This window comes from Paenibacillus germinis (genome assembly GCF_013141785.1).
Lineage (GTDB): Bacteria > Bacillota > Bacilli > Paenibacillales > NBRC-103111 > Paenibacillus_E > Paenibacillus_E phytorum.
In genome coordinates this window covers 1-26221 of record NZ_WHOC01000170.1, presented here as the reverse complement: position 1 = coordinate 26221, position 26221 = coordinate 1, and the positions used below count along the sequence as shown (strand labels likewise).

The 26221-nt window shown below is 44.8% G+C and carries 22 protein-coding genes, 3 pseudogenes and 1 riboswitch; of the genes and pseudogenes, 19 read left to right on the top strand and 6 right to left on the bottom strand.

Annotation, left to right across the window (positions count from 1 at the left end; translation table 11 throughout):
* Positions 1–6 precede the first annotated feature (6 nt).
* Positions 7–975: an MraY family glycosyltransferase gene (locus tag GC102_RS33195; RefSeq protein WP_171693322.1), complete on the top strand. Its 969-nt coding sequence runs from the start codon at positions 7–9 to the stop codon at positions 973–975.
* A gap of 183 nt (positions 976–1158) precedes the next feature.
* Here GC102_RS33195 and GC102_RS33190 read toward each other — a convergent pair whose 3' ends face one another.
* Complete coding sequence (locus GC102_RS33190; protein WP_171693283.1) at positions 1159–2643, bottom strand: oligosaccharide flippase family protein; 1485 nt, start codon at positions 2641–2643, stop codon at positions 1159–1161.
* Positions 2644–3051: 408 nt separating this feature from the next.
* On the opposite strand from GC102_RS33190, the gene GC102_RS33185 reads away from it, so the two are divergent.
* The gene (locus tag GC102_RS33185; RefSeq protein WP_171693282.1) at positions 3052–4365 is read left to right on the top strand and encodes a PASTA domain-containing protein; all 1314 of its coding nucleotides are present in this window, start codon (positions 3052–3054) and stop codon (positions 4363–4365) included.
* A 226-nt stretch (positions 4366–4591) separates the two neighbouring features.
* The gene (locus tag GC102_RS33180) at positions 4592–5665 is read left to right on the top strand and encodes a YncE family protein (protein WP_171693281.1); all 1074 of its coding nucleotides are present in this window, start codon (positions 4592–4594) and stop codon (positions 5663–5665) included.
* A gap of 66 nt (positions 5666–5731) precedes the next feature.
* On the opposite strand, the gene GC102_RS39800 is transcribed toward GC102_RS33180, so the two are convergent.
* Positions 5732–6049: a lamin tail domain-containing protein gene (locus tag GC102_RS39800; protein WP_312883453.1), complete on the bottom strand. Its 318-nt coding sequence runs from the start codon at positions 6047–6049 to the stop codon at positions 5732–5734.
* Positions 6050–6064: 15 nt separating this feature from the next.
* A pseudogene (locus tag GC102_RS39795) lies at positions 6065–6748 on the bottom strand (DUF2278 family protein); the annotation flags it as partial.
* Positions 6749–6976: 228 nt separating this feature from the next.
* On the opposite strand from GC102_RS39795, the gene GC102_RS33170 reads away from it, so the two are divergent.
* The 3 genes from GC102_RS33170 to GC102_RS33160 all read left to right on the top strand — a co-directional run bounded on the left by GC102_RS33170 (position 6977) and on the right by GC102_RS33160 (position 9556).
* The gene (locus tag GC102_RS33170; RefSeq protein ID WP_171693279.1) at positions 6977–8092 is read left to right on the top strand and encodes a phosphotransferase; all 1116 of its coding nucleotides are present in this window, start codon (positions 6977–6979) and stop codon (positions 8090–8092) included.
* Positions 8093–8252: 160 nt separating this feature from the next.
* Entirely contained in the window at positions 8253–8681 is a 429-nt protein-coding gene (locus GC102_RS33165; RefSeq protein ID WP_246321258.1) for a MarR family winged helix-turn-helix transcriptional regulator, read from the top strand.
* Between the two features lie 53 nt (positions 8682–8734).
* Positions 8735–9556, top strand: a complete 822-nt coding sequence (locus tag GC102_RS33160) for an alpha/beta fold hydrolase (RefSeq protein ID WP_171693278.1) — start codon at positions 8735–8737, stop codon at positions 9554–9556.
* 136 nt (positions 9557–9692) lie between these two features.
* On the opposite strand, the gene GC102_RS33155 is transcribed toward GC102_RS33160, so the two are convergent.
* Together GC102_RS33155 and GC102_RS33150 are read right to left on the bottom strand one after the other, a co-directional pair.
* Positions 9693–10601, bottom strand: a complete 909-nt coding sequence (locus GC102_RS33155; RefSeq protein ID WP_171693277.1) for a DMT family transporter — start codon at positions 10599–10601, stop codon at positions 9693–9695.
* Positions 10602–10712: 111 nt separating this feature from the next.
* Positions 10713–12170 (bottom strand): aminotransferase-like domain-containing protein, encoded by a 1458-nt coding sequence (locus GC102_RS33150; protein WP_171693276.1) that lies wholly within the window; start codon positions 12168–12170, stop codon positions 10713–10715.
* 216 nt (positions 12171–12386) lie between these two features.
* On the opposite strand from GC102_RS33150, the pseudogene GC102_RS33145 reads away from it, so the two are divergent.
* Positions 12387–12494: pseudogene (locus tag GC102_RS33145) on the top strand (DUF2975 domain-containing protein); the annotation flags it as partial.
* Between the two features lie 141 nt (positions 12495–12635).
* The gene (locus tag GC102_RS33140) at positions 12636–13403 is read left to right on the top strand and encodes a sugar phosphate isomerase/epimerase family protein (RefSeq protein ID WP_216628248.1); all 768 of its coding nucleotides are present in this window, start codon (positions 12636–12638) and stop codon (positions 13401–13403) included.
* 628 nt (positions 13404–14031) lie between these two features.
* On the opposite strand, the gene GC102_RS33135 is transcribed toward GC102_RS33140, so the two are convergent.
* A complete protein-coding gene (locus tag GC102_RS33135; protein WP_171693275.1) occupies positions 14032–14739 on the bottom strand; it encodes a DNA alkylation repair protein in 708 nt (235 codons plus the stop codon).
* A gap of 321 nt (positions 14740–15060) precedes the next feature.
* A riboswitch (SAM riboswitch) is annotated at positions 15061–15190 on the top strand.
* 522 nt (positions 15191–15712) lie between these two features.
* Between GC102_RS33135 and GC102_RS33130 the strand changes: the two genes are divergently transcribed.
* The 11 genes and pseudogenes from GC102_RS33130 to GC102_RS33080 form a co-directional block, all read left to right on the top strand.
* Positions 15713–15979, top strand: a complete 267-nt coding sequence (locus GC102_RS33130) for an alpha/beta fold hydrolase (protein ID WP_171693274.1) — start codon at positions 15713–15715, stop codon at positions 15977–15979.
* A gap of 283 nt (positions 15980–16262) precedes the next feature.
* Positions 16263–16751: a hypothetical protein gene (locus GC102_RS33125; RefSeq protein ID WP_171693273.1), complete on the top strand. Its 489-nt coding sequence runs from the start codon at positions 16263–16265 to the stop codon at positions 16749–16751.
* 326 nt (positions 16752–17077) lie between these two features.
* Positions 17078–17527 carry a GNAT family N-acetyltransferase gene (locus GC102_RS33120; protein ID WP_171693272.1) on the top strand — a complete coding sequence of 150 codons (450 nt, stop codon included), beginning with the start codon at positions 17078–17080 and terminating at the stop codon, positions 17525–17527.
* A gap of 402 nt (positions 17528–17929) precedes the next feature.
* Positions 17930–18115 (top strand): aminoglycoside adenylyltransferase domain-containing protein, encoded by a 186-nt coding sequence (locus GC102_RS40785; RefSeq protein WP_171693271.1) that lies wholly within the window; start codon positions 17930–17932, stop codon positions 18113–18115.
* Between the two features lie 575 nt (positions 18116–18690).
* A pseudogene (helD, locus tag GC102_RS33110) lies at positions 18691–21107 on the top strand (RNA polymerase recycling motor HelD).
* A 215-nt stretch (positions 21108–21322) separates the two neighbouring features.
* On the top strand, positions 21323–22819 hold the full coding sequence (locus tag GC102_RS33105; protein ID WP_246321257.1) for an MDR family MFS transporter: 1497 nt from the start codon (positions 21323–21325) through the stop codon (positions 22817–22819).
* 434 nt (positions 22820–23253) lie between these two features.
* Complete coding sequence (locus tag GC102_RS33100; protein ID WP_171693269.1) at positions 23254–23724, top strand: pentapeptide repeat-containing protein; 471 nt, start codon at positions 23254–23256, stop codon at positions 23722–23724.
* Positions 23725–23792: 68 nt separating this feature from the next.
* Positions 23793–24233 carry a GNAT family N-acetyltransferase gene (locus GC102_RS33095; RefSeq protein ID WP_171693268.1) on the top strand — a complete coding sequence of 147 codons (441 nt, stop codon included), beginning with the start codon at positions 23793–23795 and terminating at the stop codon, positions 24231–24233.
* A 144-nt stretch (positions 24234–24377) separates the two neighbouring features.
* Complete coding sequence (locus tag GC102_RS33090) at positions 24378–25346, top strand: phosphotransferase enzyme family protein (protein WP_171693267.1); 969 nt, start codon at positions 24378–24380, stop codon at positions 25344–25346.
* Between the two features lie 277 nt (positions 25347–25623).
* Positions 25624–25953, top strand: a complete 330-nt coding sequence (locus GC102_RS33085) for an ArsR/SmtB family transcription factor (RefSeq protein WP_171693266.1) — start codon at positions 25624–25626, stop codon at positions 25951–25953.
* Positions 25950–26221: SRPBCC family protein (locus GC102_RS33080; RefSeq protein ID WP_171693265.1), on the top strand; the 272-nt coding region annotated here is incomplete at its 3' end. The genes GC102_RS33085 and GC102_RS33080, both read left to right, overlap by 4 nt.

Below are 26221 nucleotides of genomic sequence, written 5' to 3'. Positions count from 1 at the left end.
TTGGAGTTGGTATTTATCGCATACGCAGCAGCATTTCTACTCTCTTTTTTCATCGTCTACTTATTAATTCCCCCACTGGGTAAATTAGCGTTTCGTCTTAACTTTGTGGACAGACCTAGGCAAGATGTCGAAAGAAAAATACACCGTGAACCGATTCCACTAACAGCGAGTTACGCTATTTTTATAGGTTTCTTCATTACTTTATTGTTATTTATAAAAGGCTTTACGCTCCAGACAGGAGCAATTGTAGCTGGGTCTGTGCTTTTACTGATCATTGGTACCGTGGATGACTGGTATAAAACCAATGGTAAAGATTTTCCGAGTTTACCTAAGTTCATTGTTCAGGTATCCTCGGCTGTGTTGGTGTATGCCTCGGGGATCACATTTAGTGGATTCTACAATCCGTTCAGCGGAGAATTTGTACTGCTCTCGGATTGGCTGCAGTTCATTTTAACTATCCTATGGATATTCGGCGTGACGACAGTAATTAATTTCTCGGATGGGATGGATGGTTTGGCCGGGGGGCTTTCAGCGATATCCGCGATCACTTTGTTCGTTGTGGCGTTGGCAAAAGGTCAATCCGACTCCGCCATGATGGCTATGATCCTTGTTGGCGTCACCGTCGCCTACCTACGCTATAATAAACCACCAGCCAAAGTGTTTATGGGGGATGCGGGTGCAACATTTCTTGGTTTCATTCTGGGTGTGATTGCACTGGATGGCGCCTTCAAACAGGCAACGGTTTTGTCCCTTTTTATCCCTATCTTGGCGCTTGGTGTACCCATTTTTGATAATATATTTGTTGTCATCAAACGCTTATTACAAGGCAAACCAATCTATCAGGCCGACGCAAGTCAGGCCCATTACCGATTGCTTCGTACAGGACTAAGCCCGAAACAGGTTGTCATGTTCCTCTATTTGATTAGCGGCTGCTTAAGCTTGTCGTCCATCATATTGCTGTTACTTCATGTGTAACTTATTATCTTCATTGAGTGTCGGGTGACAAGGATATTATCCTTTACCGATCGCTATTCACACCTTGATTGCGGTTAGGGATGTTAGGGAGCTGCCTGATGTGGCGTATGTTCCTCTTTAAATATATCTTTCAAGTGCGGTATTCTTTATCCAGAAAAGGCTCATGTCAACCTGAGACTTACTTTACAATAAGTGACGAGCACTTTGCGCAGCATTTGACCTAAGTTTAGAGTTTTTCTCAATCTTTATCGTAAAGCTGATTAAAGCAAGAAGTCCTACGCAAACGAAGAGGGGAAACCAGCTTTTTGCAAATCGACCGGCCTCCATAATCGCCAGCATCACAAGTGTGGGCAGCAATGGCTCGCCGTATGCCTTCCACCAGTTAAGCGCAAACTTTTCATAGTAATAAAATACGATCATCGTCAGGGCGGACACAGCCCAGCCTCCGGTATAAATCCAAACTGCGAGTACAGGGTTGCTAGCAGCAACTAGAGGTACAAAAATAACAACGAAAATCCCGGCGGCAATCATGACCCAGAAGGAGGATTTCGTCTTGCCAATACCCGCCATAATACTTCCGCCTAGACGGCCAACGGAAGAGAAGAGGACGCCTAGCGCCATTAAGCGAATGTACGCAGCGGAATCGCCTGTCGAATAATCCGAACCAAATAAAAATTCATTAATCTGATCTGGATATAAACAAATGATTGCTGTTAACGGATAAAGCAAGAGGTTGTTGTAACGGATACAACTCGTACCGCGACGCTTGCTTTCTTCAACATCCTGCGCGCTCTCTGCGACAAAGGGCAGTGTGACTATCATGAACGCCCATGTGATGATTCCGATAAAGCCGGTAATACGAAAACCGTTTGCTAAATAACCTACGGCCAATACGGAGCTGGAGCCTACCATCATGACGAGAAAAGGCTGCTGAAACGCCTTCGCAATATTACCAGCCCAGGATGGTAGCCCGTATGCTAGCATGCTTTTGATCTCCTGAATCGGAAGAGGACCGAACCATCGAGGTTTATGCACACGTTCAACTTTGATGCAAATAATAAAGGCTGTCAGGAGTGCCCCAACGCCCATCCAAAGTGAAATGTTTTCCAGTAAATTCATCCTCCCACGCGGCAAAAGCACGCCAAATACCGTACCGATCGTGGACAGTGCCGTTGTAATAACCATAAAGAAGGCTTGCGTTCCGAAATCGCGGTTTCCTGAGAAGGAAGCAACGCCAATGTTTAGAATCGAGTTGAAAATAAACATGATCGAGCTCAGCATCAATGCCCCTCGAAGCTCTGTCAAATGGTAGTAGTTCGCTAATATCGGAGCTAAGGCGCAGAGCAGTAATCCGATAAGGAGGCTGAAAAGGGTGCTGCCTGTCAAGGCGACACGGAAATTCGTTTGAACCGCATCCAGAGGTTTTCGCGAAAACGCATAAATTAAGGAAGAGTTGAAGCCGAAATTGAGAAAAAGCGACATCATTCCGAAGATTTGCAGCAATAGGTTAACCTCGCCAAACAGATCAGGGTCGCCCAGTTCCCGGGCGAGTACGATACTGCCTACGGTTTGCAACATTTGATTGATAAAAAGTCCGAGACCGATGATGGAAACATTTCGAAGCAAAAAACGCTGTGTATCTGTTAATTTGAAACGCTGTGCACGCATGGGGACGTCCCCTTTTCCATAGATTAGGTCTAACGCTGAGATATCCAAAGCGTATCAAACACCGCATTGCATGACAAACCAAGAATTTGAAGGAAAACGGAGTAAAATAAAGAAATTCATTGCATATGACGGGCTGCTAATTCCTGTAAGAGAAATATGGCATTACGTAAGTAAAAACGGAAGGGAATTCAGTTAGCCCACTTTCTAGTCGAGCTGTCTATTCGGTCAGAGAGTGATGCCGCCATTGTAAAATGACAGGGTCATTTTATTAAAAGCCTTAGATGGCGACGGCGACTATAGATGCGGCAGCGCGACAAGAACATCTGCCGATTTTTGGGAATTACAACCAGTAGTGACGTAAAATATGGATGATAAGCGAATATCTATGCGTATAAGGGGGGTACGCCCATGGGTATCATTGGTAACCGCTATACGCTCAATCAACCGATCAAGAGGATGGCGAACGGGTTGTGGTTAAGAGGGATGGATCTGACATTCAAACGCGATGTTCTTCTATATACTTGCCAAGAGATAGACGAATCAGCGCATAAGGAAACCTTGCGATGGATGAGAAAAGCATCCCAGATGTCCGACGAGCATTTCATGCATATTCTGGACGCAGGTTCAGAAGACGGAACGTTGTTTGTTATTCTTCAAGCGTTAACAGGAAGTCCTTTGTCCGATCGACTGAGCGATTTGGAGATAACAGGTCACAAGGCGCTCACGTATGTGTACGAGCTGGCCAAGGGCATTCGAGAAACTCGCCTCAATCGACTGCTAGAATGTACGGTTGACGCGGAGAATATATGGATTGAAGATAATGGACGGTTGCGGATCATGAATTATTGGACGGAAGGGAAGAACGGACGACGCGGTGTGCCTGGGCTGGCTCTACTTCTGTACCAGCTGTGTGCCAAAACGGATATCCCGACATCCTCTATTAGTGCATACTCATTCGACCTGAATCGGTCGTTTGCGGATTTCTCGGATGTAACTCGGGAACGTGCCATAGATTTGGCCTGCAAGGCGTATGAAGGGACATGTACGCTTGCTGATTTTCAACAGGAACTGGAAGTACTGCTTGGTATCAATGGCGAGAGGAAGACGAAACTTCTTACATCGGTATTACTGGCTAACGATATGAAGTCGTCAAGCGGACAGAAGTGGAAATCCGCCGTAAATGAGCCCAGGGAGCTTCAGGCTACTAACCGCAAAATGGTGCAACTCAGCAAGCTGTTCCGCGAATCGTTCCAGCTGCGCAAGTGGCGTCTGCTTTCTACGGCCGTCTTCGGTGTGCTCGTTCTGCTGCTCTGGCTGTCACTGCGTCCGCACCCGGACCTTGTGAACGGCACTAAGCCGCAGACAATTCCGACGCCCGCTTCTACAGAGGTATCAATAAATCGTAACGAGACATCTAAGCCTACAGCATCGGCATCCGAGATACCGGCTCAAACGGGCGCGCCGACTCGGACGCCTATTGACGCCGATGATCAACCGGCAGTCGATGGCGAGGTACAAGCCAAGGTAGGCGTCGTTCCTGATTTGGTCACTCATACTAGGGAGGATGCCGAGAAGATGGCAATTGCCTCCGGGCTTCGATACCAGTTTATTCTGGAGTCGAATGTCGCCGTTAAGGGGGTCGTGTTTAAGCAAGACCTAACTCCCGGAACTGCCGTCAAAAATGGCGATCGCATCAAGTTCTGGGTGAGCAAAGGGATATAAATAGGAGGCGGTTTTACCAACGGTTTATGGGGCTGATTGGCCTAAGAGATATTGGTGCTGAAATCTAGCCCAAAGTTAGCAGGTTATCAGCAAGTTACAAGTACTCGAAATTTGGGCGGACTTTCTTGTGCCTCGGACTTCTTGTGGATACGTTGCTATACAGTTCCCTTTCAGAACAGTATGAATATACTGAATGAAGTATCGGCCTACTGGAAGGGGAGACAGAATGAAGCGAAAATCTTGGCACGTCTTGAAGCCTCGAGTCAATACGCAAATACCCCGCATAATTGCAACTATTCCTGTAAAAAGCCCAGTCTCCAACATCGTCGTTAATCCGGTGACGAACCGCGTGTACTTTTTACAAGGCGACAACGATTTGAGTGTTCTGGATGGGAACACAAACAAAATCATAGCAACATTGAAAACGGGACAATTGCCTTTCCAAATGGCAGTCAATACGAGAACGAACCGTATTTATCTTGTTAACTTCTTTGATGGTACTGTTTCCGTTATTAACGGCCGTACGAACCGGATCATCACAACTGTTAAAGTGGGAGAACGCTGCGATGAAATCGCACTTAATTCAAGAACGAATCTGATCTATATAGCGACAATATCCTTATCGTCTAACAAGGCCAATGTTGCTGTTCTGAACGGGAGTACCAACAAGATCCAAAAGAGAATCCCTTTTATTGGACGTCCTTCAACAATTTCAATTGATGAAAGAACGAACCGAATTTATGTGACGAACACCAGTAAAGATACAGTATCAGTTATTGACGGAAGTACGAATAACATTCTGACATCTGTCAAAGTGGGGCGAAATCCAGTCATAACTCCGGCCTTAAATACGAGGACAAACCGACTTTATATTGCTAACAACCTAAGCCGATTCTGTTCCGTATTGGACCTGCTAACGAATCGAATTCACAATATTCAGCTCGGCAGACTTCAAAGTGAAATTACTCTTAACCCTGTGACGAACCGAATCTATGTATCAAGCGCACAAATATCAGTAAAGGGGCGGATGTTTGTCATTGATGGCAGATTGGATCGTGTGATCAGAACGTTAACTATTCCTTCTTCAACAAATATGCTGATAAACCCGCGTACGAACCATTTATTCATTACGGAGTTTCGGGAGACCGGAGCAGCTCCGCTAAGTGTCTATAACGGCAGCTCTCTAAAGCGTATCGCAATTCTTCGCCTCACCAAGAGATCAGGTGCCACGGTGCTTAACCCCCAAACAAGCCGAGTCTACTCAGGCGGGGAAACTAATATTACGGTCATTCAGGATTAGGTCCGCAAAAAATAAAGAGCCGTCTTCCAAACCAAATTGGAAGGCGGTTCTCCTATTTGTATGAATTCAAAAGAGAATCGTCCAGCCTGGTTTCACTTGATTCTTCGTATATGAGACTCCGGCGACTTTTAGGCCGCTACGTTCGAGTAGAGTAATAATATCACCCTTGTCTCGGAAGAAGGCAGGTTCAGCTACTGGGATGGACATAAACTGTCCGGGTTCGATGATGCCATGAATCTTGTACTTTTGTTTAGCCTTGTTTGCGATTACCCACCCTGTTAAGTCTACGGCCCGATTGGAAGCATTCAGCAGTGTGACCGTTTCGTAACTGCCGTCTTCAGTCAGCGCGACGACCCCTGCGATTCGAATGCTGCCGCCTTCCACCTGAACAGGTGTTGTGTCGGTATTAGGTACTGGTTCCTCCGCAGGGTCAGTGATTACGTGTCCTGAATTATCGTCGGTGTGCCATGACTGAGACTGAAAAGCGAGGAATACAGCGATCCAATTGTCCTCCGACGGGAAGTGAATCAGCAGCGCCCCGTCCTGGTAGACACCGTCGTCTTTCGTAAATGTACCACTATTACCTTGATTCATATGAATATCGTGAATGCCGTTGCCGATTTCGAATCCAAAAATTTTGTCCGATTTGCCGTGTTCAGGACCCCATCTTTCACCGAATGCGTATATAACGGCATCATCTGTTTCCATCGCGCGCCTGATGTAGAAGTCAAGCTTCTCGTTCAGATCGTTGTCTCTTCCCGGTATATTGAAGGCAAGCGGTATCATGTTACGGCGATCAAATAGATTGCTACGAATATAATCGAGTGCCTGTCCGTCAGGCTTGCTTGCCAGCGGCGAAAAACCAAATGGCATAGCAGACAATTCGGCCGTCGTGACATGCTGAAAATGCTCAATCGTACAGTACAACAGCTCGGACGGACTAAGCTGCGACTTGACATTGATCGCTATGCGGAAGTGTTCGTTATTTGCGATAGCGTGCACCTGGTAATGCGGGTTCTCGTTTGTGCCGAGACGCCGGTCGTGTGCTTTGCATTTGAGCATTCCGTAGGGATGGATAGGCATAATAGTCCTCCTTTAATCCGGACTCGAAAATGTCCGTTGTTCACTCAATTAACCTTTCCACATAAGGGGAATAATTCCTCTTTCTATTCGTTGTAACTTTTTGTAAACCATGATACACATATAAAAACACGACATGAAAAGGTAAAAGTAAATGTAGAGCGAATATATATCAGAGGTATCTATTTCCTGAATTTTCCTGAGAGAAGAAGAGTACGAAGGGTGATACGCATGGGTGTACTAGGGATTTCTGAAAGAATCGATGTGGATCGGCTTCAAACTATATCTAACCACATTCTCCAAACCGAAGATGGCTTAATAACAAATTGGTGCTGCGATGAGATCGGGTCGGCCAATCGTAATTTCGTGACAGATGGGGTCTACCGTATATCGGGAATGACCGACATCGGTGAAGGTGTGATCCGTTCCTGGACACTTGTTCTCAAAGTCGTAATTGCCGATCCTAAGAGGGATGATCCAGCTCATTATAATTATTGGCGACGTGAAATTTTGACTTACCAGTCAGGTTTACTTAACAGTTTGCCAGCTAATGTTATAGCACCGGAATGTTTTGCAATCGAAGAAAAGGTCGACGGATCGGTATGGCTGTGGCTAGAGGAAATAACACATGAGCCACGATCGTGGGAGTGGAACGATTATGCAAACGCAGCGGAAAAGCTAGGGGAATTCCAAGCTTCCTACTTACTTGGTAACCCATTGCCCGAATTACCGTGGGTGAATCGACAATGGATGCGTTCATGGATAAAGGAATGTAAGAATTATCGGATTATGCCCTATGAGAGTATAAAAGAACTGATTGTTTCAAACAAGAGATTGGCCGCCATCAACAATCGATTTAATCTATTGGAAAGATCAATCAACGACTGGCTGATAACACTAGAGCTTCTGCCGAGAACGTTTGCGCATCAGGATTTTTATGAATTAAATATTCTGTTGAATTCCGATCGTTTACAAAAAGGTAGGCTCGCCGTGATCGATTGGCAGTTCGCTAGCATATCTGGAATAGGAGAGGATCTTGGCCGGTTCATAGGGTTATCCTTTAGCCGGGGGCATGTGCCGATTGATAAGTTTAGGGAGTACCGGGAGCTTTTTCTGTCATCTTACATAAAGGGAATGAGACAAGCAGGGTGGCATGGTGACGAGACGCTTCCTCGTTTCGGCTGTCTGGCCTCCTTTGCCTTACGTTCTGTGTGGGAAGTACCGAAACTACTACAGAAACTAGAGCAAGATGCGGAGTCACCAGAGAGTCTACGACTGATGTTAATTACGGAGCAACAGATGGAAGCTGCGACAGAAGCTGAGCGATTGCTGATAAACTTGAAGTAAACAGATATTTAAGGTTGCTTGTAACTATCCTGAACCAACACCAAAGGCTTCCGTGGGACGATCAGCAGCCTTAGCTTCACTAACGGGCAGCATAGTTTTAAATCATGTGGTGTGAAGCGTAATAAGTACATTTGACATTAGTTTGATATCAAACTATAATATGGTTATGCAAAGTAGAGATGCCATTTCATTAATTTCCAAAATTAGAGAGAAAGTTAATCGGTTTATTGCAGCAGAGATGGTGAAGCATGGGATAGACGGTATTGGCACTTCGCATGGTGATATCATCTATGAGCTATTTAAGAAGTCCAGACTCACTATGGCGGACATTTCAAAAGGGATTAATAAGGATAAATCTACAGTCACAGCACTAGTTGACAAGTTGGTCCGACTCGGATATGTGACAAAGGAAAGGGACAGAGAGGATACGAGGGTTGTTTATGTTGCTTTAACCCATAAGGGGAGTGAACTGGAACCGATCTTTGAATCAATTTCTAAAGAAATGTTAGATTTGTTTTACTTAAACATTTCTGAAAAAGAAAAAGAAGATCTGCTTAACGTTTTAAAAAAGATTTATTACAACTTTTAAATTTTTTTAAATAAATAGTTTGATATCAAACTAAATTTGAGGAGGAAATAATCGTGAAAGATTTTACGAAAGAATTGCCCGATCATATGGAGAAATACATTGGGGAAAACGATTTATTTTTAGAGATATTCGAGGGGGAAAACCTCCCGAAAGCAACTAAAAAAAGGCCACCTTTGCTTTTTGTACACGGTGCTTACTCAGGAAGTTGGATGTGGAGCAAATACATTCCTCACTTTATCAGTGAAGGGTGGGAATGCTATGTCATGAACTTGAGAAGTCACTACAAAAGCAGGCTGCTGGACATGACTAAAATAACGTTCGAGGATTATTTGGAGGATATTAAAGAGGTTATCGCTGAGTGTGGTGTTTCGCCGATTCTTATCGGATTTAGCATGGGGGGGATCTTGAGCCAGAAGTTGGCTGAAACCGTCGAGATCGCAGGGTTGGTGTTGATCGATTCAGTAATAAGTAGAGAAGTTCATGAAGTAGTACCATACAAAGAATTAGCCCAGATAACACCTGGTATCATATTGCCTGCCCCAGCCCGTGAAGAGCTTTCAAGCATAGATGAAACGACAGATGACATTGAATTTCAAAGAAAGTATCTGACAATGGAGTCATCAAAGGCATTTAGCGCTTTTTCTTTTTCAATCGAAACAAAGGGTATATCAATAGACAGTAGTTTAATTTCTTGCCCGTGCTTGGTCATCAAAGCAGTAAACAGTGATGATGACGACCGCCGGGGTAGGGTGACAGCGGAGCACCTCCGTGCTGCATATAAAGGGCTTTGGAACACAACTCATACCGGCGTGCTCGTAGGGCAGAGATATATGGAAACAGTCGATACAATCATGAACTGGTTAAAAAGATTTTAAAATGGACGGCAGGCTAAGATTGCACATCGTAGAGTAGTGTATAATCAACCGCTAAGGCGCGCTTTGCCGTGAGGGCATCCGGAGGACGAATATGGAGGCCCATGTAATCTCATGGACCCACTAAATTCATGCAAATTCACTTAATATTGCTCTGCGATGTCGGAGTTGACGGTGAAAAATTTTTTGCTGCAAACCGCCGTGCGGCCGCCACGCACAGTACGACGGCGATATTCACTGCAACGATAGTCCAACTGACTGACTCGTGCAGAACGAGAGACGCAAGCAGCAGGCCGAAGAAAGGCTGGAGGAGTTGTAATTGTCCGACCGCCGCTATGCCGCCCTGGGCAAGACCACGATACCAGAACACAAAGCCGATGAGCATGCTGAACAGGGAGACATAAACAAGACTAAAGAGAGCGGAACGACCGATACCCGTCCACGAGTCCGGCATGTAATAAAACGAGAGCAGTGACATAATGGGAAGCGACAGAACGAGCGCCCAGGAGATCACCTGCCAGCCCCCTAACTTCCGTGAGAGCCGCGCCCCTTCCGCATAGCCGAGACCGCACACGATGATAGCAGCCAGCATAAACGCATCGCCGACCGGCGAAGATGTAAACCCCTGGGTTAGGGCGAATCCTGCCACAAGGGAGCTGCCTATAATTGAGAAGATCCAAAAGGTTGGTTGGGGGCGTTCACCGTCGCACAGTACGCCGAAAATCGCCGTCGCAAGCGGCAGAAGTCCAATGAAGATAATGGCATGCGCGGATGTGACATACTGAAGCGCCAAGGCTGTCAGCAGCGGGAAACCCACTACCACGCCAAGTGCTACCACCAATAGCGGAACTATGTCGCTTCGGGCAGGCCGTTGTTGCCGGAAGACGAGGAGAAGCGCTCCCGCAAGCACACCAGCGATTGCGGCGCGGCATACGGTGAGGAACAACGGATCAAAATCCACCACAGCCACGCGTGTTGCGGGTAGCGAGCCGCTGAAGATGAGTACGCCTAGGAAACCATTGATCCAGCCGCTTGTCGTTTTTTTCATTACAATCACCCCGAAATATTATTTCATACGAAAATGCACTCGACACTTTAAAGTAACCATGTACGACGATACGCCTCCCATAATGACGCCAACTTTCATGTGCGCACCTCGTTATCTCATAAGTTGTTTGGCCGTCTGGCCGATAATTTCTATCCCTTTGCCGATATCATCATCCGGCACTTTCGAGAATCCGATCCGCATCGTATGCCTTCCTCCGCCGTCTGTGTAAAACATATCGCCAGGCGTAAAAATTACCCCTTGGCTGGAACACGCATTAAGCAGCGTCGTCGTATCGAAACACTCATCGAATTCGACAAACAGATGCAGGCCTCCGTCTCCCGATAGTCTTTTATAAGGGAGGTGCATTTCGCAGCATTGCTTCGTCCACTCGTATTTTCGTTTATATTCGGCACGGGCTTTTTTCAAATATTTCTCCAGATTGCCGTTATGGAGATATTGAAAGAGCACCGATTGATCAAGTGTCGAGGTGTGAATGCTGCGGGCCCGTTTAATGCTTTCCAGGTAATCGATCAGCCGGCGGTCAGCCAAAACCCAGCCAACCCGGAGGCCAGGGAAGAGCACTTTGGAGAAGCTGCCGATATAAACAACTCCATTGCTCTGTCCGGCCGTTGCGATTAAAGGGGACACATGCGAACCCGAATAACGCAATTCTTCGTTAAAGCCGTCTTCGATGACCGGGATGCGGTGACGGGCCATGAGCTGCATGATCGCCAGTCTTTTCTCAGGGGACGTTACGATGCCAGTAGGATTGTGGTAGGACGGGGTAAAATATGCGCAATCGTAAGCTTGTTCCTTCAATGCACGTTCTAGCTCGGTCAGATTGATGCCGTCACGCTCCATCGGAATGCTAGTAATGTCGAAGCCGTTCAGTTTCAAGTTTTTGATGGCGGTGTAATGGGTCGGGTTTTCGCAAATGACCGATCCGCCGTCTTTCCTGCGAAGGGCGGACATAACGATATCGAACGCTTCCGTGAAGCCGCTCGTTATCAGCATATCTTTCCCGCTAAGATTGACGCCCTTTTGCTCCATATATTTCAGCAAATAATCGATAAGCGGCTTATAACCTTTCGCGTAGCCGTAATTCAGCAGTACGCCTCCCTCCCTCGCTATTCGGTCAAGAAAAGCGCGCTTTACATTGTCCAGATCGAACAACTTTTCGTCGGGCGCAATGCTGGTAAAGGAAATGACGCTTTTGTCTGCGCGAATGCCGCGTTTCATCCGGTCCAGTTCTACTGCTTGCCGCGCATATCCGTTTATACGTGATTGCCAATCGATTTCGCAAGATGGGGCGGTTGCGCCCGGGGGAGCGGAAACTGCAGCAACATAGCTGCCTTTCCCCTGAACCGCATAGACGAATCCGTCCCCCTCCAGCTCGGCATAGGCGGAAATAACGGTGTTGCGGCTGACGGCGAGCAGCAAGCCGAGCTCGCGTGTGGAGGGAAGCTTCTGATCGGCTTGCAGGGATCCTTTTATAATCAGACGTTTCAAGTAATCTTTCACCTGAATATAGACCGGACGGTCATCCGTGATCTTGAAGTCATTAAACATGTACATCACTCCTATATTCATGATGACACAGATGGGGAGGGAAAAGAAAGAACCACGCCCCGGGATTTTTTGCCGGGGTGTGGTTCCGGAAGCGGGTTATTTGACATGAATGATTATTTTTCCGCACACCTACAGCTTACGCTCAGGTCGTGCAACTTGGCCGTAGCAGCCTTCTTGTTAAAATCAAATTAACAATAACTAAGTGAGGTGCATTTTATGAAACGAGAAACACTCTTTTTAAAGGTAGTTGTTTTTCTTATTGGAATTCCGATTCTTGCTTTGTGTATATTTTGGTTGCCTTGGATAGCTAATGAAGCAGCAGAACATTAGTCATAGTTGGCTTATTTGAAATATCACGTTTTAATAGAGGGGGTATAAGAGTAAATGATTTTATTTATTGTGGCTCTGCGCCCCATTCCATGGTATATATGAAATGACTCAAATTTGACGAATGGAGTGAGATGAATGAAAATCGCCGCGCAATTGTATACTCTTCGCAGCTTTCTGAAAACCCCAAAGGACATCAGCGAAAGCTTGAAAAAAGTAAAGCAAATGGGGTACCAGGCCGTACAAGCTTCCGGTGTCGGACCGATCGACATTCAAGAATTTAAAGCGCTTGCTGATCAGGAAGGCTTGACGATCTGCGCTACGCACATCGGGTACAACGAGCTGTTGAACGATATGGATACCGTCATCGAGAAGCATAAAGCATGGAATTGCAAATATGTCGGTTTAGGCGGCCTCCCGCCGGAATTTCGCGAAAACAGCCAAGGCTACGCCACTTTCGCAAAACAAGCCTCGGAATTTGGGAGACAGCTGCAAAGTGCCGGGTTAAAGTTCATCTATCATAACCACGACTTTGAGTTCGCGAAATATGACGGAAAAACAGGCATGGAGATTTTATTTGAGGAGTCGGACCCAGATAGCGTGAATTTCGAGCTGGACGTTTATTGGGTACAAGCTGGTGGGGCCGATCCAATCGAGTGGATTCGCAAGATGGAAGGAAGAATGAAAGTTGTTCATTTCAAGGACATGATTGTGACACCGGATCGGAAACAGCGTTTTTCGGAAGTCGGCGAAGGTAATATGAATTTCAAAGGGATTATTCAAGCATGCGAAGAGATCGGAGTGGAGTGGGCCGCGGTCGAACAGGATGACTGTTATGACCGCAATCCTTTCGATAGTTTGAAGATCAGTTTTGTCAATCTTGCAAAATTAGGGTTAAAAGCATAGATGAACTTACGCGTAAGATAATTTGAAATAAGTAAAACTTCGACTACAGCATGTCTGTAGTCAAAGTTTTTTCTAAATTGCCCCTGTGCTGAAGTTACGGAGAACTAGAGGTCAATAAACGACCAGAACAAGGCTGCCGGTGGATCGGTGGCCTTTTCTCACGATCGGGCAGGATATGAAGAAGGGGGGACATTACTTGCTTAAGAGAAAGATTGTCATTTGGTCTGGTTTGATCATTTTTTCGATTTTTTTGACAATATCTGCACTTGTAAAGGAGTACCCCTTCTCTATACCAAAGGCAATACTTTTCATAGAGACTGGAAATGCACGTTTAGTACCCCTTACATCAGATGCCAGTAAATTAATTGGGAGACGAGGGCCATCCGATCAACAACTCACTGCTTATCTGGCACTACGGGGCTGGAGGCATAAGGAAACACTTGGTGACCATATCATCTACGAAAAGGACAATGTTACTTTAAACGTCTATTCCCGTTTCCGAAGAGGTTACTGGTGGTACATTCTTGACAAAGCCCCATAAGCTGAAAAGAATGCAGGTTGATCGGATTTTCCGGTAGAAGCCTGAATGGCTTGGCTGCCCAATCGTTTCTTGTGGCGAAGCCATAGTTTAACACCTTACATGTTTGCGTTTGAAACCAAGTTGTCCTCTATCTATTCCCTTTTGAATATTTTCGGAAGCATGTAGGAAACTGCTTTTTTTCTTGTCTCGTTTGACTTCTACTGGGCCTACTGCCATTGCGGTCTCGACCGCCTTATCATGGAGCGGCAAATAGGATACCCCCACTGTGTAAATAAAACTATTCATAGCGTATTTAGTTCTTTCGGGAGAATCGTGAATCGTATTTCTCACAGTTTCAAGCATATTGGCAATTTTGCTTTCGGAAAATTCACCGTCTGGGCGATTACCCAAAAGCCAGCAGTAACAACTCCAGCCCGCTGACATTCTTAGTTCTTCGCCGCTTGCGATCCATTTATCGGCAACTTCTTGAGCAATATCTGCTTCTGCCAAGGTTACTGCAACCACATAATCGGACAGCATATAAAAATACGCCGCATCCATCCAACGCTCATAATCCGCTTCAGTCATTGCATTTGGGTCTGCAATTATGCCGGCAAAGTACATTGCGTCGTAGTTCCCTGTGCTGTAAAGCTGCTCAGCCAAAGGTTGATTTATTTTAATTTTCTTGGCGATGGGCTTCATATCGCCTGTAGCCACGCCAAAAAGCGGTTCGTGAGCGCCATTGGATCCGTATATCTTCTTGGTTCGTTCCTTGCCGAGAGCTTCAAGCTCCTGCATAACCATTTCTACATTCATTGTTTAACACTTCCTTCTAATTGGAGGTTTTCCCTTAAGGTTTATGCTATCTATTAAGACTATATCAGATTTTGTAAGTATTTATAATTGCACTTCCATCTGAGCAGGAAACAGATTCAGTCGGAGATATCCGCACCACCCAACCGGATTGTGACCAGGACATTGAGCTAACGAGCAGGATAATGTAGTGACTATCTTGAATAAATTATGTATAAAAAACTAAAACAAATTCAATAGGTGTGCTGATTGATCAGGGAGTGTTAAATCCCTTGACATCAGAGAACTTTATAGTATTATTGAAATAATTGAATATGTTGAATTTTCTTATCAAGAGCAGGTGGAGGGACTAGCCCGATGAAACCCGGCAACCGACAATCCTTTGTTAAACAAGGAATGCACGGTGCTAATTCTTGCGGAGACGCTGTACTAAAGCGAATCTGGGAGATAAGAGTGAGGATATGACTTTGAATTTTTATGACCTTTCTCTAATTCCAGGGAAGGTCATTTTTGTTTTGCATTAACAAACTAAATTAGTGTAATAGGAGGGACATGATGGCGATCACGATATCTGATAATCTGACAACCAAAGAGATTTTAAACCATAATTCGGTTATAGGTCTTTCGTTTGAAAGTTTGCAGCATTGTAAGATTACCCAAATAGAATGTTTTCGATTTGACAGTGAGCTTTCAAAAAAGCTTTTAATAGAACACAGCACAGATTATGTCTGTGGGCTAATTGCTATCTCTACAAAGACGGGAACATGTGGGTTAAGGGAATTTGCGATCCCTTGTAAAAGCATGAAGTGTGATACGGTTTTGTGGGCTGCTCCTTTTCAGCGAATAAAAGGTTTGACCTTGGTTGAAAGCTTGAACTATGTTCGACAAAAACAAGAGGCATGGGGACCCGTAAGATCCGAATTAATTGAGTCTGCATTAATGGATCTAAATGGAAAACTTGGACGGGCATCAAAAAATGACAAGGATCAAAGATACTTCTGGGATCGAGCATACTTATTTGACCATACGCAAGCGTACGTCTTTTTCTAAAAATTCGACAAACCAGGTGAAGATTTGGAAGACCAACAAACGGGAAACGATTGTGGAGGAGCTTGCTTTAGATAAGGTTCTTTTGAATCATATGCGGATCGAAAAGGCTGCTGTCATTTGCCACTCGATTGGAGGCCAGATTGCAACGGAACTCGCTCTTTCTATCCTGAACGTCTACAAGAACTCATCTTAGTTGCACCTGCTTTGTCGGGATTTGTTCACTCTCCACTCATCCTGAAGATCTTTTCCACCATATAAGTTATAATGAAGCTTGTTGAATTTTCAATTTAATGGAAATTTTTCTTGGTTAATGAATCTATTTAATGTCAGGTGAGAAAAGAAATACATCGTAGATTTAGCTGAAGCTGATTAATTTAAAAACTATGTTAATGTTGTACAAAAAGGGAATTAGAATTGTCGAACAGAAAAAAATAGTTCTTGCTGAAATTGAAAATGATTTGAAAGAATAGGAAGTGGTGGGATTAATTAAAAAATTCGTCGCACTTTTCATTTTAATCTTGTACATAATACTAATTATTTCACCGAATAAAAGCTTCGCGTTGTCATGTTCTGAAAGTAATGAACCAAGAGAACTATTTAAAAGACACGATTCGGTCTTTATTGGCAAAGTCAAAGAGTCCACGTATGAGGAAGTAGGTACTTTAAATCCAAAAAGCAGGGTAACATTTGAAGTTAATTCTGGATTGAAAGGCGATAACAGTGAAAATGTAACTATTGTAACTACCGCTGGTAGTGAATTTTTAAATGGTAAAGAGTATCTTGTGTATGCTTATAAAACAACGAAGAAGAATTACTTATATAAGTATGAACAAGGAGAATTAGCGACAGATACCTGGTGCGGTGGAACAAAAGAATTTTCGCTTGCTAGTTATGACCTTGAAGAAATAGCTGAATTGAAAAAAAGAATGAAATTCTCAATTTTATTAAGGTTGTTTCGTTTGTAATTATTACGTTATTAATGATATTAAAACGAAACCGGAACGGAAAACGATAATTAAGCTGATGGAGAACTTTAGTTCAATAGGATCAAGAGAAGGCTGCCAACAGCATAGAAAGGAAGCCTTCTCAACATGTTTTCGCGTTTCTCTTAGTGTTTATTAGTGGTTATTTAATAAAAAAGAAAATTAATCGGTAAGAGGAATGATAACTTCATAACAAGATCTAGTAGGCTGTCGGTGATTAATTCGGTGGCCTATTCCGTTAACGGGCAGGTTAATGGAGCACTAAAGGTGAATTAAATAATTAATATATACTCTGGAGGTGTGCCAAGATGTCAGAGAATTCAGCTCGATTAATACAATATGATGAATTGCCAAAACTGCTTCAATTATATAAGCATCTACATGAACAAGATGCTGAAATAATTTTTAATGATGCTCTTCAAGATTTATGGGAAGAAATAATAACAGATAAATATATGAAGATTATTGTGATTGAACAAGAAGGAAAACTAGTATCTTCATGTGTAATGAGCATTATTAAGAATTTAACTCGAGGCACTAGGCCTTATGGGCTCATTGAAAATGTTGTGACTCATAAAGACTATAGAAGACAAGGATTTGGAAGATCAGTACTAAATAAAGTAGACGAAATTTGTCATGAATTTAATTGTTATAAAGTGATGTTATTAACGGGATCTAAGAGGGAAGAAGTTCATAATTTTTATGAGAATGTTGGATTTATTAAAGGACAAAAAACGGGATTTATAAAGAAATTTTGAATAATGATATTTAGTAGTATTGAAAATGATTCGAAGTATTCACGTTTCAGACCATTCGGTCCGCCCGTCGTCCGCAGCAAGCTCGGACGACGCTATGAAAGCAATGTGTTTTGTTCCGTACGAAACTTGGGAAGTAAGTCCAACTTGATCTTAAATTGCTGAACAAACGGAAAACGATAGCTCCATAATAATGTACATCTAGGCTGCCGGTGATTCGTTGGCAGCCTGTATGAAATTAAGGACAGGTTTCCAAGATTCTTTTATGGGGAATCACAAGGATTAAGAAGTGGGTTCGTAGATAGTACTTCCTTATGGATATTAAAGCATCATGGTATATCAGTATTTGGGACAGAAATTAATTCATTAGATGTAGCTGTTGAATGGAAAGATATTCAAGTTGCTATGAAGTTCAATCTGAACGTTTACTGGGCGGATAAGGCGAAGAATTTTGAGTTGTTTTTCGAAGATCATTGGATTGATGATACAGTACTAACGTTGGGAAGAATTGCTTATACGCTTGAACATAAAACAATCGTTTCAAAAGACGAAGGTGGTTACTATCTTTTAGAAAAATTACCTACTGAATAGCATCGACTTGTTAATGAAGCGTTACGGATTCGTCAGAGTTTAGATACATTTGAATATACTTCAAGAGAAGAGCGTGCCTTGCATGCACAGCGATTTATACACCACGTAACTGACTATTGTAATGGTAAGTATAAATTGATTTGAGCAAGAATTAATCAACACGCGATTATTTGAAGGTGGAAGAGAAGCGTTTCGACAAAATGCGGTGGATCTGTTCACCGATTGTCCTTCCCGTGACAGAGGTGCCTATTTATGTGACTCTTTCTTTACGGCAAGAGCCATAAAAAAAGATGACCCCTGATGAGTTCAATGGTCATCTCCTGGCAGCTTAACTCCGTGGTGGTTTGTTTAAACTGTCAATAATCCGGGTCAGTGCTCAGCTCTGCCGGAGGTAACAACAAAAAATAGATTGAACAGGAAATAACGCTATGATATAATCGATAGCGCTACTGACAAATTAAAGTCAATGGTATATCCAATTTTATTCCTACTTTAATTGTACATCTGGAACTTTGATTTGTCAATGCTCTTTTTTATCCCAAAAAAAACGGAAGAAGGAGTGTGTTCAGGGAGAGATGGATACGAAGGATTGGCGGCAGGAACAGGAGCGACTGGAACGGGTCAGGAACAAACTGCAGGCGAGAATCGCTGAACTGGAGCCGGAGGTTGCCGGACTGCATGATCAGGCTACGGACATCCGCAAGCGGTTTTGGGAAGAAGTTACGATCAACACAAGTACGAACGAAGATTTCGAAGAGTCCTTCTACACGATTAACCAGCAGTCCTCAGTATTGGCCGAACGTGAGCGCGGGCACAAGCTGTTGACGCAGCAATGGAAAAACATGAACCGTCTGCTCCCATCTCCTTATTTCGGGCGCATCGACTTTCAGGAGGATAGTCAGGACCTCAGCGAGCAAATCTATATCGGCGTATCTTCCTTCGTTGACGAAGACGGATTGAGCTTTCTGATCTATGACTGGCGTACGCCAATCGCTAGCCTATACTACGACTACTCCCCCGGTAAGGCGTCTTATGTCACACCGGGCGGACGAATCGAAGGGACGATGGAGCTCAAACGGCAGTTTCAGATTCAAAACGGACAAATCCGCAATATGTTTGACGCGAGCGAAACGATCGGAGACGAATTGCTGCAGCAAGTGCTCGGCAAAGGTGCGGATTCGCAAATGAAGAGTATCGTGGCAACCATCCAGAAGGAACAAAACGCCATCATCCGCAATGACAAAAGCCGGATGCTTATCGTACAGGGGGCGGCCGGCAGCGGTAAAACTTCCGCGGCATTACAGCGGGTGGCGTACTTGCTGTACAAACACCGCCAGACGATCAGGGCCGATCAAATCGTTCTTTTCTCACCGAATCCGATGTTTACCAGCTATATCTCCACCGTCCTTCCGGAGCTTGGTGAAGAGAATATGCAGCAGACGACTTTTCAAGAATATCTCGACAATTGGCTAGGTTCTTCTTTACTGCCGGAGGATCCCTTTGATCAGATCGAATATGTACTAACCGCACAAGGAACGCCGGGGTATGAGGGTCGTCTTCAGGGGATCGAGTATAAAGCTTCCGAGGCTTTCCTGCAAGCTCTGCAGAACTATGGAATGTGGTTGGGGCGGGAAGGCATGCGATTCAACGGTATTCGGATTCAGGACCGCGATTTGATTACTGCGGAGCGAATGAGAACGAAATTTTACGGTTATGACCAGTCCCTGCCGTTGTTCAATCGTGTCGTTCTCTTGCAGGAATGGCTGCTGAATGAACTAGCTTCGCTGGAACGCATGGAACGGGAAGCGCCTTGGGTACAGGAAGAGTTGAATTATCTCGACACCGAGCAGTACATGGAAGTCTTCGGAATGCTGCATAAAGAGAAGGAAGTATTCGACGTTGCTGAACAATACGCCGCAGTTCGCGAGAAAATTAACAACAAGCGCCGGGGAGATGAAGGCGACTTTGACTTCGCTCGGAGTGAGGAAGATCTGCTCCGCCGAAGGATCGTGAAAGAAAGCTTTAAACCGCTAAGGAAAAGTGTGAAGAAATTCTCGTTTGTAGATGTCAAAGGCATATATGGACAATTGTTTGAGGGCGGAGCCGCTTATCGGGAGAAAACGAATGGGGCCGTCATCCCTCCTCTGTGGCCTGAAATATGCAGGCAAACCAAGGAAACGTTGCTCCGGAGCGAGTTGTTCCACGAGGATGCGACTCCTTATTTGTATGTAAAAGAACTGATCGAAGGCGTCCGGACGAACACGGAAATCCGGTATGTCTTCGTTGATGAGGGTCAGGATTATTCGTCGTTTCAATATGAATATCTAAAAAAGCTGTTTCCCCGTGCCCGGATGACGGTGCTCGGCGATTTCGGGCAAGCGATCTTCATGCAGGCTACAAGTTTGGACGCACCCGATTCGCCGCTGCTTCGCCTTTTTGGTGAAGCCGAAACAAGCCTTGTCTGCCTGGTACGCAGTTATCGTTCAACCAGGGAGATTGTTGAATTTACGAAATCGATGCTTCCAGGCGGAGAAGAAATTGAACCGTTTGAAAGGGGAGGCCAAAAGCCTCTTCTGACGAGACTGGACGGCAGGGAGAAGCGTGATGCACAAATTATGGCAGACATCGCGGTGCTCATGTCCGAGGGCTTCGATTCCATCGCCGTCATTACGAAGACCGCAGCCGAAAGCCGGGATGCCCATGAATCGTTACGGATTCATGGAGGCGAAGCTCTGCAGCTCATTACGAAGGAGACGCTCAATTTTGAAAAAGGAGTGATGGTCATTCCCGTGTATCTCGCCAAGGGTGTCGAGTTCGATGGAGTCTTGGTCTATGATGCTTCGCCCGAAGCTTACGGCCGGGACAACGAACGCAAGCTTCTTTATACGGCGTGTACGCGGGCCATGCACCGGCTTCATCTTTACACGACGGGGATTGGTCGCCGTTCGTGCAGGCGTTGCCTGCGAATTTGTATGAGAAAGCAACCTATTGACGGATCGGGGGTGACGTCTGCCGCGATAAGCTGCGCTCATGATTCAGCAAATCTTCGGCGCCATCCTGTAGCTCGTCATCAACGTCGGTTGTAAGCAAGAATCCCACGACGACTCCCTATTTCCTTGTGTCGGCGTCCATCGAAGAACAGATCAATTTGTTGCTCGACCATTAATTTCATCCATACACAGCTCGATGAGCAGAAAGCAGGGATCTATGTCAACTCCTACGCAAACAAAAACAATGGCAGCCGGCAGGGACGACTTCTCGCTGAAAGCCATTCTGCCGCCGCTCATAGCGATTATTGTCGGCATGATCATGGTTATTCTGGACAGCACTGTCGTCAATAATGCTATTCCGAAACTCGTGGAATACTTCGACACTGACCTAAAGACGATCCAATGGACCGTCACCGGCTATACGCTAGCCTTATCCGCCGTTATCCCGCTTGCAGGCTGGATGGCCGATAAATTCGGCTCCAAGCAAATTTTCATGATTACGATCGCCCTGTTCACGATCGGCTCCGTGCTGTGCGGCATCGCGCAAACGCCGGAACAGCTGATTATTTACCGCATCATTCAAGGCTTGGGAGGCGGTATGGTGGGCCCGATCGGGATGGCCATGGTGTTCAAGCTCGCGCCTCCAGAGCGCCGAGGATCCATCATGGGCGTACTCGGCGTTCCAATGCTGATTGCACCGGCTTTCGGCCCGGTGCTATCCGGCTGGCTGGTCGATTCTGTCAGCTGGCACTGGATTTTCATCATCAATCTGCCGATCGGCATTATCGCCTTCATTCTCGGGTATAAATATTTGCCAAAATCCGACCGGCATGCTGCACCGCATTTGGACGTCATCGGCATGTGCCTCGCGCCGATCGCTTTCTCCATGCTGGCGTACGGGGTAAGCGAAGGCGGCACCAGCTGGTTCTCGACTTCGACGATCACGGGCTTAACCGTCGGCGGCATTGCACTCATCCTCTTCATCTTCGTGGAACTGGCACAGAAGCAGCCGTTGCTGGAGCTGAAAGTGTTCAAGTCGTCCGACTTTACACGCAGCATCATCATGACGTGGATCGTACAGCTCCCGCTGTTTGGCACAATGCTAATCGTGCCGCTGTATCTGCAAGGCGTCATGCATTACACCGCGCTTGAAACGGGCTGGATCCTGATGCCTTATGCACTATGCGCGGGACTCGGCATGCCAATCAGCGGCCGGTTGTTCGATAAGATCGGCGCGCGTCCGCTCGCCTTCGCCGGTCTTACCGTCATAACCATTTCCCTGTTCATCTTATCCGACATATCGGTGGATACCTCGCTGTGGGTTATCATTCTGTGCATCTGCATTTTGGGTCTCGGCATGGGCTTCACCATGATGCCGCTCAACACACATGTCTTGAACTCTGCACCTCGCCGTCTGGTGAGCCGCGTCACACCGCTGACAACAGCAGCTTCGCAAGTAATCCTCTCGTTCGCGGTCGCGGGCCTGACGGGTTATCTCACGTCGCAAATCACTTCCCACGCCGCAAGCGCTGGAGCGGACGCGAATCCACTGAACGCCGTCGTCGCGGGTTATGGCGACACGTTCTTCCTGTCCGCATGCCTCGTGACCGCAGGTGTCGCACTGTCGCTCCTTCTGCGTAAACCGAAGCAGCAGGAAGAAGACGGAACCGCCGGCGGGCACAATCCGGACCCGGCGATGATGATGGATCACTAATCGCGAATCGGCTCCGATTCGCTCGTATGCAAATAGCCTTGGCCGTTAGTCGGCCAAGGCTATTTTTTGCTGATCATGTTAGTCTGTATTAAAGGAGTGTTAAAAATAACATTAAAAACTATTTAGGGACGTCATTCAAGGAATATACAATTAGTATTAGTGCTAAGAACATATATCTTATGCCGAATTTTTAGACAAGAACAAAGTATTATTGATATAGCGTGAAATTGATCAACAAGAAGTGAATTGTTAACCTTTACACTTCTCATAAAATTAATCTGTGTAGTTGATGACAGGTCGGAAGCCTGTTGAGGGACGGGCAGTAGAGCGTGGTGGTTACATGCTTCCTATTTTAGGTGAATGGTAAATAAAGGAATTTATAAGAGTGTGTCGAATAATATTATTTGATACTTATGTTTTGGAGGTTGATGAAGATGGAACTAAAAATTGAACGTTTAGATATTGAAATGGCAGACATTTCTGGGTCGAGGTTTCAGAAGGTTAAAGCTGAGGAATTAAATTTTGAAAATGTCAATTTAGCAAAAACGCAAATTAATAATGCTAATCTGAGAGGAATGGCATTAAACGATGTGAATATGTCCGAGTTTAGAATTTCGGATGCTAATCTCTCAGGTACTGAAATCAAAAATGCTAATTTTAGTCATGCTGTAATAGACCATGTTCATTTATTTGGCACTGAATTTCGTAATGTTGCTCTCCCTATGGAAGGTGATGGTAATTACAATCCAAATGGCGTTTACAAACCAATAAGCTTTATAAATTCTGACTTATCAAACGTACAATTAACAAGCTGTAATTTAGCAAACATGGATATTCGCGATTGCGATATATCTGGATTAAAGATTAACGGTGTGTTAATAGAAGATTTAATAAATAAAAAATAGAAAATGAATCATCAATTATTCAACTTAAGAGGAACGTTTGCTCAATACACACCTTTAAGGCTGCCATCATGATTGGCAGCCTTTGCTTACCTACACGGGCAGTAATAATCCCAAGTGATGCAAATGATCTTTCAAGGCTTAATCAAGAGTTTAACGGAGGTGGCCAAAGGCCTTCTACGGATATAATTGAGAGCCTAAATGATAGCGCTGAATTGATTGCTGTAGCAGAAATAGGTGGCAAAGTCGTTGGTTTTGGTTGCGCTCAGAGTTTTAGATCATTCTGTTATAACGGACTTCAAGGAGAGATTACCGAATTGTATGTTTCGGAAGCTGTTCGAAGAAAGGGAATTGCCACTTCATTAATATTTTATTTGGAAGAAAACCTAAAAAAACGTGGAGTGAAAAGTGTTAAAGTACTAACAGGAAGAAGAAACAATGCTGCGATTAAGACCTATGAACAATGCAACTTTCATCAGGATGATGAGCTCTTGTTGAAGAAAAAGTTGTAGGACTCAACTAACGGAAAACTTTAGTTCAATGCCGTAATGGCTCTCACATTGCATCCCTTCGCTCCGAGGGACGGGCAGTAATGCTGAATAAAACTTTCATTCGTAGAAAAATTGTCGTTTTGATAATTTGAAGGAGGGAATGGATTGTTGAAGGAAAGTGTGTTACAAACAGCAGCAAATGCATTTGGACTTAATTCGAATCTTCTTACACATGTTGGTGGCAACGTTAATGTTGTGTATCAATACCCAGCACAAAACGGGTACCCAGAACGGATATTACGTTTATCAAATCAGAAGTGGCGTAGTGAACAAGAGGCATTAGCAGAAGTACACTTCATGAAATATCTGTTTGATAACAGCGTTTCTGTTCCGAAGATTTTCTCATCAAAAACAAGAAAATTGGTGGAAAGTGTAACAGATGGTTATCACGCCTCTGTATTCTCCAAAGCTCCTGGTAGAATCCCCACTGAAGAAGACTGGAACCCAAAAATGTTTGTTAATTGGGGACGTATTGTTGGACAGATGTACCTACTTACCCAATCCTATGTACCACTACATGATGTCAAACGCCGCGATTGGAAACAGGAACCTTGGATGGATATGATGCGACACCTCCCAGATGAGGAGTCTATTGCTCGGCAAAAAGCTAATGAGTTGTTAAACTGGTTAGAGACTCTTCCAAAAGATTTGAAAAACTATGGTCTTGTCCACTGTGACCTTCATGCAAACAACATCTTCGTAACTAAAGACGGTTCCATTACGGCATTTGACTTTGATGACTCCTGCAATCATTGGTTTGCTTATGACATCGCCCTAATCCTTTACTCGGTCATCACGAGATATAACCGACAAGATATAAAAAGTAGAACACTCGATGACCATGTAGCCTGGTTCCTCGACTGGTTTATAAAAGGCTATCAAGAGGTACTTACCGTCGAATATTGGTGGCTTAAAGCTATGCCGAAATTAATGAGTTATCGAAGGTTGCTCGATTTTAACTTTTTACACCAACGTTATGACTGGAAAACGGTAGATGGCAAACTGAAGATGACATGGCTACGTATGAAAGCAGAGATTGAAACAGATGAACCTTTAACTAATTTTCCATTTTAAGATTTTTGTTATGTCGCTAACGAGGAATGATAGTGAAGGAGCTTGCCTCGGGCAACTCCTTTTTTGTTCATTCAAGTAACAGGCAGTTATATAGAACCGAATGAGATCAAGGAGCCAAATGGCATAAAATCAATAGTTGACACGACACCAAATGGTGACCTATAATTAAAGTGTCACTAAATGGTGTCTAATTATGTGGAGGTGATGAAATAAACAGCGGTCCCTTCGTACATCAATAGATTTATAATACAGAAAATAATTTTTAGGAGGGGGCGTTATGAGCGATAACAACCAATTGCGGGATGTTTTTGACGCGATTGCAGATCCGACTAGGCGCCGACTAATTCGTCTGTTAGCAGAGGCGGAGGAGATACCGCTTCATGAATTAACGGTACAGTTTCAAATGGGCCGTACAGCGGTATCCAAGCATTTGACAATCCTTAAAGAAGCCGGACTGGTACTTGACCGAAAAGTCGGCAGAGAAACGCGATTTCGGTTAAACGCTTCTCCACTCAGAGAAATTCAAGATTGGGTGGCTTTCTACAGCAATTTTTGGCGTACGAATATGTTGCGCTTGAACCAACTATTAGAGGAGGAAGAAGAATGAGTTTAGCATTATCCTTGGATTTTCAGTACACGACATCGATCGAGAAGCTTTGGACCGCCATAACCGATTCAAGCAAGCTTGCCAAGTGGGTGGTCAACATCCACAATGGTCAGGCGATGGATAATGATTTTGAGCCCGTCGTAGGACACCGTTTTCAGTTTCGCACTCAGCCGTCCGAATATTGGGATGGCATTATTAACGGAGAGGTGCTTATCGTGGACGCACCAAACCGGGTGTCCTATACTTGGGCGAGCGGAGGGGAGAAGCA